Genomic DNA, 9,335 nt, shown 5'->3' with positions numbered 1-9,335 from the left:
AATTTTTTAAATAATTAAATAAATCTTATTAATGAGTTTTTTAATAACTATCCTTATATAAATATTATTCATTAATTTAAGTGGGATTATCATGAAATGGGAATATGCAAAGATATTCATAAGCAGCAGTTTTATTGACATGCATGCGGAAAGGGATTATCTTATCAAAAAGGTTTTCCCGGAACTTGAAGAATGGTGTGAAAAGTATAAGATTCATTTGTCCACCATTGACTTGAGGTGGGGTGTTCCGGAAGATGCTCCGCAGGACAGCACAATTGAAAAATGTCTTTTGAACATTGATGAGAGCCGTCCGTTTTTCTTATGTTTTTTAGCGCAAAGAAGAGGTTGGATTCCAGACTTTAACAATGACATCAGCAAAGAAACAGAAGAGAGATATGAGGATATTGCTAAATATGAAGGTCGTTCCGCTACTGAAATGGAAATTGAACATGCATTGCTTCGCCCGTTAAAAGATTTCATGATAAATACCAAAGACAATACTCCAAAAGAATATTTGCCAACAACCCATTCCCTATTTTTCATAAGGGACAAATCCTCTTTAAATGACATTACTGATGCTCAAAAAAGAGTTTATACAAATTATGAATTGGTGGATATTGAAAAAGGAGAATTTGATGTAGAAACTGCCAAATTCGTTGATTTGTCAGATGAAACCAAAGAAATTATTAGAGAAACAGATAAAGCTTCCCAAGACATTATTGATGAGATCATAAAACGAAAACAGAAGGAAGACCAGCTTCCTGATGAAGATGAAAACAAGGTCCACATTGAAATAACAAAATATACTGGGGATTGGGATACAACCAAGGAAATCCCTGCAATAGAAGCCCTTACAAGCAATGTGGGCTATAAGGTTGTTAAACGATATGTGAATGATGAATGGAAAGGAAGATTGACCAACTTTAAAGAAATCAAAGAAAACTACGAAGACATTTCCCTCATTGAAGAAAGTGAAGACATTGAATCTAAAATCGACAGGCCTTTGAATGAGGTTATCATTGAACAGTTGAAAGAGCAGTTGATGTTTGAATTTCCTGAAAATTTCGAAGAGGTTGATTTTTCATCTGAAGAAGAAAGAATCCTTTATGATGAATTGAATCAGCAAAACAACTTTGCCTACCTCAACAGTGAAGGTTACATTGAAATAAAGAATGATATCGACATATTGAGCAAGTATGTCGAAGATGAAGATGAAAATAGGATTTGTCTGGTTTCTTCAGATGCCGGTTTTGGTAAAACAATGCTTCTTGCAAATTTCGCCAATATGCTTGAAGCCAAATCTGAAAATGACCAAAATCAAAAAACCATCTACAAAAGATTCTGCGGAGCTTCTAATTTAAGCTCAAAGGCTTTCCTGTTGTGGGATACAATCATCAGGGAATCCGAAATTGATAAGGAAGTGGATTTTAAGGCACCATCAAACATCGATGAACTTAAAAAATCCATCAAGGATATTCTGGATAGGATATCAAAGAAAGGAAAATCTGTAATTATTATTGATGCAGTTAATCAGATGCCTGATGGTTTGGAAATGCTAAAATGGCTGCCTGCACCAGAAACATCAAATTTAAAGATAATAATTTCCTGCAAAGAGGATGATGAGGACGAATATTATGCAAAAAAACTCAAAAGCATAAAAAGCAGGGACGCTTTCTGTGGTTATTTTGAAGAAGGCCATGAAGATGATTTGGGCAGAGATTATAAGAACTACAGTTTCAAGCTAAAGGCTTTGGAAGATTGTGAAAATGAAAAGACCAAAATCATCAATTCTTATCTTAAAAATTACTTGAAAGAATTGGACAAGGAAGATATTAAAACCATATGTGGTTTTGAAGCATCCAAAAACCCACTTTTCCTAAAGGTATTGCTTTCCGAACTCAGAGTATTCGCTTCATTTGAGAAGCTAAAAGATGAGATTCAACAATTCACTAAAAATGACTTTGAAGAAAACCCGGATTCTGACAATAAGGGGTCTCCTAAAACTGCATTTAACCATGTTCTGGAAAGATTAGAAGCTGATGAAGAGTTCGCTGAAGGTGAACCATTAGTTCCTTTAATATTTTCACTTTTAGCTAATGCAAGAGTGGGTTTGTCCAGGGATGAAATGACTGCAATTATCAAAGCCCAAACAGGCTTGGATGAAGAGTATATTAAAGACACTATCAGTCTTAACTTAAGGCAAGTAAAACAATTCATGGCAAGAAAAGAAGGTAGGGATGACTTTTTCTATGAAAGCTTTAAATTGGCAGCTCAGGAAAGGTATTCCAGAAACAATATTCTTAGAAATGAGGAATTGAAGTCTTACTTCACAGATGATTCCGGCGAATTGATTAACGTAAATGCTTTACTTGCAGATTATTTCCTAAAAGAGGCATTGGGAAGTGATAATGATGATTATTATTTCCAAGGCAAGGATATCAGGTCATATAATGAGCTTCCATATCATATCAATGAGTCAAGAGACTTTGACAGGCTGAAAAAAGTCCTATCATCATATTCATTCATAAAAAATAAACTGGAACTCAGTGACATAAACAACTTGATTGTTGATTATCAGTTCAAGGACTTTGAAGACGGCAGCAAACATCCGTTCCTTGAAGGTGAGGATGACCATTCAATCGTTTTGATTGGAAGGGCATTGGAATTGTCAGCACCGATATTGGTTGACAGTAAAGAGGAATTAGCTACCCAATTATATGGAAGGATGATTGATTTGAGGGATGATGAGATTATAATGCCTATTATCGATGAAATCGAAAAAGAGGATTCTTCCAATATGCTTTTAAAACCAAAATCAAATTCCCTTTACTCTCCGAAAAGTTCCATTATAAAAAGGCCTAAAATAAATGGGACTGAATCAACTTCAGCCATTCAAGTCACTGATGATAAATTGCTTATTTTGGCAAATGCTGACGGTACACTTAATGTATTTGATTTGGAAAACAATGATTTTGAGGATTCAAATTTGAATTCAAAAATCATTAAGATAATTCCTTCCGATGACAATAGGTACATGCTAATCGCATCAGATGACGGCCAAATAAACAAATGGGACATCAATAACAGGTCGATATTCAAGGATGACGATGATAAGTATCCCAAAATCGATGAGGAAATCACAGACATCTACCTATCAAAGACCTACAAGAAGATTTATGCGTCTTCACATTCAGGTGTGTTTTCAATTGACCTGGACACTAAGGAACTGAGAAAGGAAGACATCGAAGATAAAAACTACAACCAAATCTTGGTTCCAAGAAGAAACGAAGCCATTCTTGTCTGTGATGAGAGGGAAGTTGATGGATGGGACGTATATGAAATGAGAAAGGCATACAACAAGCAGCATCAGCAAAACGATGATGATGAGTCTGGTACAAAATTGGATTCATCAGAGGAAATAAGATTCATGGGACTGAACAAGAGATTTTTGGCACTGATTTCGGAGAATGGTCAGATGAAATTCTGGAACACTCTCAAAAACTCCGGCGGTGGAGAAAGCATTGCCGAAGCGCAGGTTTGCAGCCCGAACGACAAGTTCACACAGGCAATCACATTGGAAGATGAAAATGAGATTGTAACCATCTCCGATATGGGTGTGATGAGAGTGTGGGACATTCCTCAGCCTAGAAGTCCTCAATTCGATGCTGTAATCGATATTCAAACAGGTATCAAATCACCTACTGCCATTGATTATCACACTGACGGAACTGATAGGTGGATCATTGTCGGAAATGAAAACAATGATATAAGTGTCATAGATTTGAATAAAAAGGTTGAAAAAAGCGATGCCATAAGGCATGCTGAGTCTGTATTGTCTGTTAAAATCGATGGCAGCCATATGATTACCGCATCAGACAACGGTGAAATCTTCACTTGGGATTTGGATGCTGAAGAATTTAAAAATAAGTTTACAAACGATTTCAGATGCAATTCCATTTCCTATAATCGTGAAGGTTCCAAATTGGTCTTGGCCGGTGTTAAGGCCGAAAAAGACGGCAGAAAGACTTACAAGATAGCCTCCTGCACTGTCAGTGATGACATGTGGGAAAATAGTGGTAATGAATCAATCGAATTGGAGAGTGAGGAAACCACCAATTCCAAAGAAATCATTGACATTGCTCAAAACAGTTCAGGAATCGTATTCATCGAGGAAGATAAGTTATCCATTGGCGGTAGCGAAACCAATTTCGATAAGGCTGCAACAACATTGGCCACCAAATTCGACTCCGACGATGCATATGTCGGATTTGAGGATGGAAGCATTGTAAGATATCCGAGCGGAGATGCTTTCTGTGAAATTGATTCTCCAGTCACCAAGATTAAAGTCTCTGGTGATAAGGTAATTGCAGGTTATGAGAATGGGTCTGTTGAAATTCTGGATTTGGATTTGAGCAGTCATGAAACTTTGGATGCCCATGAAAAAGCAGTAACTAATTTTTACGTTGATGAATCTCAATTAATCAGTTTAGGTAAAGACAATACCATAAAATTCTGGGATATTGGCAGTAAAGAATGTAGATATATCTATTACTTGGACATTTTCGCCACTTCAATCAGCCTTAAGGATGGCAAATTGGTTGTAGGAGACGCTTTGGGTAATGTGAGATTCTTTGGTTTCGAATAATGGACCGGAATTTTCAAAAGGTCCTGTTTTGTAATATAAAATAAATTAATGTAAAATATTTGGGATGTCCTTGAAGATACTCAAGCCTAAAAGTTTCACATAATATGAAATCATGCCCATCCACAGGAATCGAATCCTAAAATAACATTCATATCGGCTGTTGAATTGGATAAATACATTATCGAATACTTCACTATCGAAATTATAGTGAACAATACTTTCGGGATTATTATTTTCTAAATTGCAATTAGTCAATACACTGGGGATATAGAATTTGTGAGCGGGGAAGTCATGGAAAATGATTCCGGTGAAAAACTAGGGGGCCGTTACCATTTATGATTTTGCGATGGCATAATTTAAGTCATGTGAAATCCATCATGCTGCTTTTGTTTTTGTCCATCTAATTTATCTTTTGTCTTTTTTCAGATGATTCTGTTCAATAATATCTTTTCAAAAAATTTTTTAAAGAAAAAATCTAAAACATTACACAAAAAGAGTTTCATGTGTGATTATGGACAGGAAGGATATTTTTTATAAGGACATGGAAGACTGCAGAATTTCCTTTTCACATATTGCGGACAATGTCACCAATCCTGCATTGAGGGAAATTGATGAACTGTATGGAGCGGCTGATACTTTAAGCATTCAAAATGCTCAAAAGCACAGAAAAATCCTTTTGGAATTGGCAATTGTCGGAACATTGCTTACTATTGCGTTTCTTCTTTATAGTGCGGCTGCATTATACGGCCTCATTCTTGCCTGTGTGGTGTTCATTGTCTTTTTGTACATCATCCATAAGATGGCAAACCGCATGGATTGCCATAGAAAATATCTGGAATATAGGGTTCTTGCAGAAACGCTTCGTGTTCAGTTTTTCCTTTCTGTTTCAGGCATAGATAAGTATGTGGCCGATATTTTGCCATGGTTTATCAGGATGGACATTCCCTGGATTGAAGAAATGCTTTCTGCACTTCCAAAGGTGAAGACCGGTGAGAGAAAATCGGTATTGGACTGCTGGATTCGGGACCAAAAGGCTTATCATGAAAATGCATTGATAAGATCCGAAGCCAAAAAGCATAGGGATGACCGCATTACAAGGATAGTGATTATCGTAACCCTTTTTAGTTATGTTTTTGCAGTTCTGTTCGAACTTTTTGTTTATAGTTCCTCGTCTGTTGATTTCAATGCTGGAGTGGTTCGCATGATTTTGAAGATAGTGCTGGGAACTATGTCTGCAGTTTCATTGTTTACCGGAAGCTACTACGGAAAGATGTCATTGTCAAACCGCATAGGCGACCACAGGAGGATGGTGGCCTTGTATGAAAAGGTCGAATGTGATATTTTGCAAAATGGGGAAAGCGAGGAACTTCTGATCTTTCTGGCACGTGAATTTCTGATTGAAAACAGCACGTGGTATGCTTATCAAAACAAAAACAAGCCCGACTTCATGATTTAGCATGATGCGTGTGAAAACCCCAGGTTCAAATCTTATCTAAAGTTTTAACTTTGCTTGTTTTAAATACTTGAATTGACAAAAAGACCATTGACGGTGTAACGGAATTGGATGTAATCATGTCTTCAAAAGATGTTTATATGGGATGTCTAAAGCAAAAACGTTCAAATATTGATGAAAGCGAATATTTAAAAGAATCTGGAGAGTTAAACACTACCACTTCGGGCATCTATGGTTCGGATGTATTGAATGTCATGAAAGATTGGACAAATCTGACATGCTGGAGGTGATTATATGGCAGGGGAGCTGTTCGTATCGATATACTGGTTTATAGCATGCTCATTCCTGTTTGTTTTGGGTGTGATTGTTTTTCTGGCATTTTTAAGTTTCCTTAAGGAAAAACTGATAAATGCTTTTGGCAGTGAACTTGGCCATACTGATGAAAGGGTCAGAAGGGCCTATGTCATGAAGTTGGATGATGAGGATATGCTTAAAAATGTCGCTTTGAATGATTCAAGTGAGGATGTTGCCGTTTGGGCGGTTGAAAGAATTAGAAGCAGATCTGCTTTGGAGGAAATTTCACGAAGCGACAGGGGAATCGTATCCGAAGTCGCAAAAAGGAAAGCGGATAACCTATAGTGAATTGATTTTTTTACGAACCCTTCTCAAATCGTCATTCTGTTTTTCCAACTCCTCCTTATATTTGTCCTCCAGGTATCCGTCCACATATGGGTCATAGTCATATTGCCTTGCAACGGCTCTTGAGTTGATTTCCGAGAATGCCTTTTTGTAATACTTGTAGGCAAGGTCATTCTGTCCGTGTTTGAGGAAGTAGTCCCCTTTTTCTTCATTTGTCTTAGGTTCGCCGGTGTCCGAATAGATGTTCAATTCCTTGTAATAGTCGAGCTCTTCGAACCTGTTGGATTTAGCAAGGCAGCTCAGCGCTCTTTTGTAGTTATCCAATATTAGGTCATAATGCCCTGATTTGAATTTTGATTTGTTTTTCTTATATGAGTTTGAAATTACATTGTCGATTGCAGTCAGGTAGTAGTCTGAAGCTTCTCCGTATTTTTCAAGTCCGCATAGCTGGTCTGCCTTTTTCCAGTAAATATAATAGAATCTGTCCCTGTCATGATTTCTTTTTGATGCAAATTCGAGAACCTTGTCAATGTCATCCTCGCTTAGCCAGAATTTCCTTATTTTCCTGTTTTCCAAGTATTTTTTAAGATTTATATTATATCTTTTCAATAACAATAGTCTAAATCTTAACCCTTTTTCCAATGCCATCTTAAACACTAGTGTATTATTTGTCCATGTTCCCTATTAAATGGTATAAATAGAATTCTTTCATTAACTTAAATAAGCATATTGACATAAAATTAATTATGGGAAATGAATCCGAGTTGTTCTATAATAATGATTTAAAGGATTTTGAAAACTCAAACACTACAGCTCCCAGCATTTATGATTTGGGGAAGCATAAGATTTTAATTGTTTTAAAGGATGGAACTAACCTGAACAGTTGGGATGATGTGGAATATCTGAGGGATATTTTATATATAAGTGAAGATTTATCTGGTGTTGGCGATTTATACAAGTATTATTATGAAAAGGCCAACCAAAATTATTCTAATTTTTTCCATATAAATCCTTTCAGAAAGCTAAAGGCAATTGTCGCTCAAAATGTTGGACCAGAAATCACTTCCCTCGACTACATGTTCTATAGGCTGGACAATATAACGACCATTTCCGGTTTGAATAGCTGGAATACAAGCAATGTGGCTGATATGAAGTTTATGTTTGCAGAATGCAAAAATCTGGAATTTGTTTCAGGCATCGAATCGTTTGACATTGGAAATGTGATAGATATGAATTCGATGTTTTACGGATGCGGGAAGATGTCAAATTTCAATCCATTGAAATCATGGGACGTTAAAGATGTCATGGACATGGATTATATGTTCGCATTGTGTTCAAGTTTCAATGATTTGACCCCAATCCTTGATTGGGATATAAATGACGATTGCATATTTGAGAACATGTTCAAGTATTGCAGCGTTGAAAATAGGATGACTTTTTATAGCAACTGGCAAGACAAGCTCTTAAGCTCGCTTTCAACAGTCTTTTATGATTTGTCGAAGGTGGTCGGCTGTGTTCGCTGCGGCAAGTTTGACATGACATGTGAAGACGGGCATCTGGTTTGCAATAGCTGCGGTGAAATCCTAAATTATTTCCCTGCAAATTGTCCGGAATGCGGAAGCGACAATCTGTGCTTTGACTTTGAGCAGATGGAATACTATTGCAAAAATTGCGGATTGATCATCGATTTTATGGCAGAACAGGTTCCGCATTTTGAAGGAGCATATTTCAATATGGTATTGGATGAGGATGTTGGCCTGAAAGCCAAATTGGATGCTCTGGACTGCATAAAAAATGATGAATTGCTATATTCATTTGCTTTTAGGAATGATTCAATACCTGTCATGAAAAGGGCATGTGAAAATATAACCGGTCAGGATTATCTGGTAAAGATTGCTCTTAATCATCCGAGCAGTTACATACGCTGCATTGCCTGTGAAAAAATCCAGGATGAAGGCGTTTTAACCGAAATGGTTTGTGATGACTCTGATGAGGAAGTTTCCGTCGAAGCCATAAGACACATTAGGGATGATGATTTCTTATGCGAGTTGGCTTTAAATTCTGATAATGAAAAAATCAGGAATCAGGCGATAAAAGGAATAAGAAATTATGAAATTCTTTTAAAAGCTTTGCATGGCTCAAATTCGGCTTGTGAAGAGAGTTTGGTGGCCAATATTGAAAATGAATATTATTTGAAAAGATTGCTTGGGGAGGATATAAGTTCATCTTCTAAAGAGATTGCTCTTAAAAAATTAAAAAATTAATTAAAATATCTTTAATAAAAAATTGGAGAAATATGGGTGTAAATGTTATCAGATGGTGGAAGTAAAAGCTCTTTCTTTTAGGAATGTGTTGCTCGAAATTCTAAAAGAAAGCGTTATCCAGAATCTTTTTTGTGAACATACCTAGGAAGGCCATTAAAGTCTTAACTTTATCTCTTTTAAATACTCATTTTGTTAGCATATACAGTTTTCTATTTTTGTAACTAAAAGTAATTAAAAATTAATTCTTTTAATCTTTGATTTTTTGTAGTTATGGTATGTTATTTTATAGAATTCAGAAATTGTTTTCTTAATATCTAAAATAAATATTATTTAA

At 36.2% G+C, this 9,335-nt stretch carries 6 protein-coding genes; 5 read left to right on the top strand and 1 reads right to left on the bottom strand.

Annotation, left to right across the window (positions count from 1 at the left end; genetic code table 11):
• The first annotated feature begins 91 nt into the window (after nt 1-91).
• From ACKI4K_RS00060 to ACKI4K_RS00045, 4 genes are all read left to right on the top strand, one after another.
• Nucleotides 92-4,645, top strand: a complete 4,554-nt coding sequence (locus tag ACKI4K_RS00060; protein WP_407421033.1) for a DUF4062 domain-containing protein — start codon at nt 92-94, stop codon at nt 4,643-4,645.
• Between the two features lie 511 nt (nt 4,646-5,156).
• Nucleotides 5,157-6,101 (top strand): hypothetical protein, encoded by a 945-nt coding sequence (locus ACKI4K_RS00055; RefSeq protein ID WP_407421031.1) that lies wholly within the window; start codon nt 5,157-5,159, stop codon nt 6,099-6,101.
• Between the two features lie 116 nt (nt 6,102-6,217).
• Nucleotides 6,218-6,388: a hypothetical protein gene (locus ACKI4K_RS00050; RefSeq protein ID WP_407421029.1), complete on the top strand. Its 171-nt coding sequence runs from the start codon at nt 6,218-6,220 to the stop codon at nt 6,386-6,388.
• A 4-nt stretch (nt 6,389-6,392) separates the two neighbouring features.
• Nucleotides 6,393-6,737 carry a hypothetical protein gene (locus ACKI4K_RS00045; protein ID WP_407421027.1) on the top strand — a complete coding sequence of 115 codons (345 nt, stop codon included), beginning with the start codon at nt 6,393-6,395 and terminating at the stop codon, nt 6,735-6,737.
• On the opposite strand, the gene ACKI4K_RS00040 is transcribed toward ACKI4K_RS00045, so the two are convergent.
• Nucleotides 6,732-7,385 (bottom strand): hypothetical protein, encoded by a 654-nt coding sequence (locus tag ACKI4K_RS00040; protein ID WP_407421025.1) that lies wholly within the window; start codon nt 7,383-7,385, stop codon nt 6,732-6,734. The two genes, ACKI4K_RS00045 and ACKI4K_RS00040, sit on opposite strands and share 6 nt — an antisense overlap.
• A 98-nt stretch (nt 7,386-7,483) precedes the next feature.
• On the opposite strand from ACKI4K_RS00040, the gene ACKI4K_RS00035 reads away from it, so the two are divergent.
• Nucleotides 7,484-9,001 (top strand): BspA family leucine-rich repeat surface protein, encoded by a 1,518-nt coding sequence (locus ACKI4K_RS00035; RefSeq protein ID WP_407421023.1) that lies wholly within the window; start codon nt 7,484-7,486, stop codon nt 8,999-9,001.
• The last annotated feature ends 334 nt before the right edge of the window (nt 9,002-9,335 follow it).

It is taken from the genome of Methanobrevibacter sp. (assembly GCF_045644645.1).
Taxonomy (GTDB): domain Archaea; phylum Methanobacteriota; class Methanobacteria; order Methanobacteriales; family Methanobacteriaceae; genus Methanocatella.
This window is presented reverse-complemented; position numbering and strand designations above follow the sequence as displayed.

Excerpts from the sequence above, each read along its gene's own strand:
- ACKI4K_RS00060 (WP_407421033.1), top strand. The coding sequence starts at position 92 with ATGAAATGGGAATATGCAAAGATATTCATAAGCAGCAGTTTTATTGAC.
- ACKI4K_RS00055 (WP_407421031.1), top strand. The coding sequence starts at position 5,157 with ATGGACAGGAAGGATATTTTTTATAAGGACATGGAAGACTGCAGAATT.
- ACKI4K_RS00050 (WP_407421029.1), top strand. The coding sequence starts at position 6,218 with ATGTCTTCAAAAGATGTTTATATGGGATGTCTAAAGCAAAAACGTTCA.
- ACKI4K_RS00040 (WP_407421025.1), bottom strand. The coding sequence starts at position 7,385 with ATGGCATTGGAAAAAGGGTTAAGATTTAGACTATTGTTATTGAAAAGA.
- ACKI4K_RS00045 (WP_407421027.1), top strand. The coding sequence starts at position 6,393 with ATGGCAGGGGAGCTGTTCGTATCGATATACTGGTTTATAGCATGCTCA.
- ACKI4K_RS00035 (WP_407421023.1), top strand. The coding sequence starts at position 7,484 with ATGGGAAATGAATCCGAGTTGTTCTATAATAATGATTTAAAGGATTTT.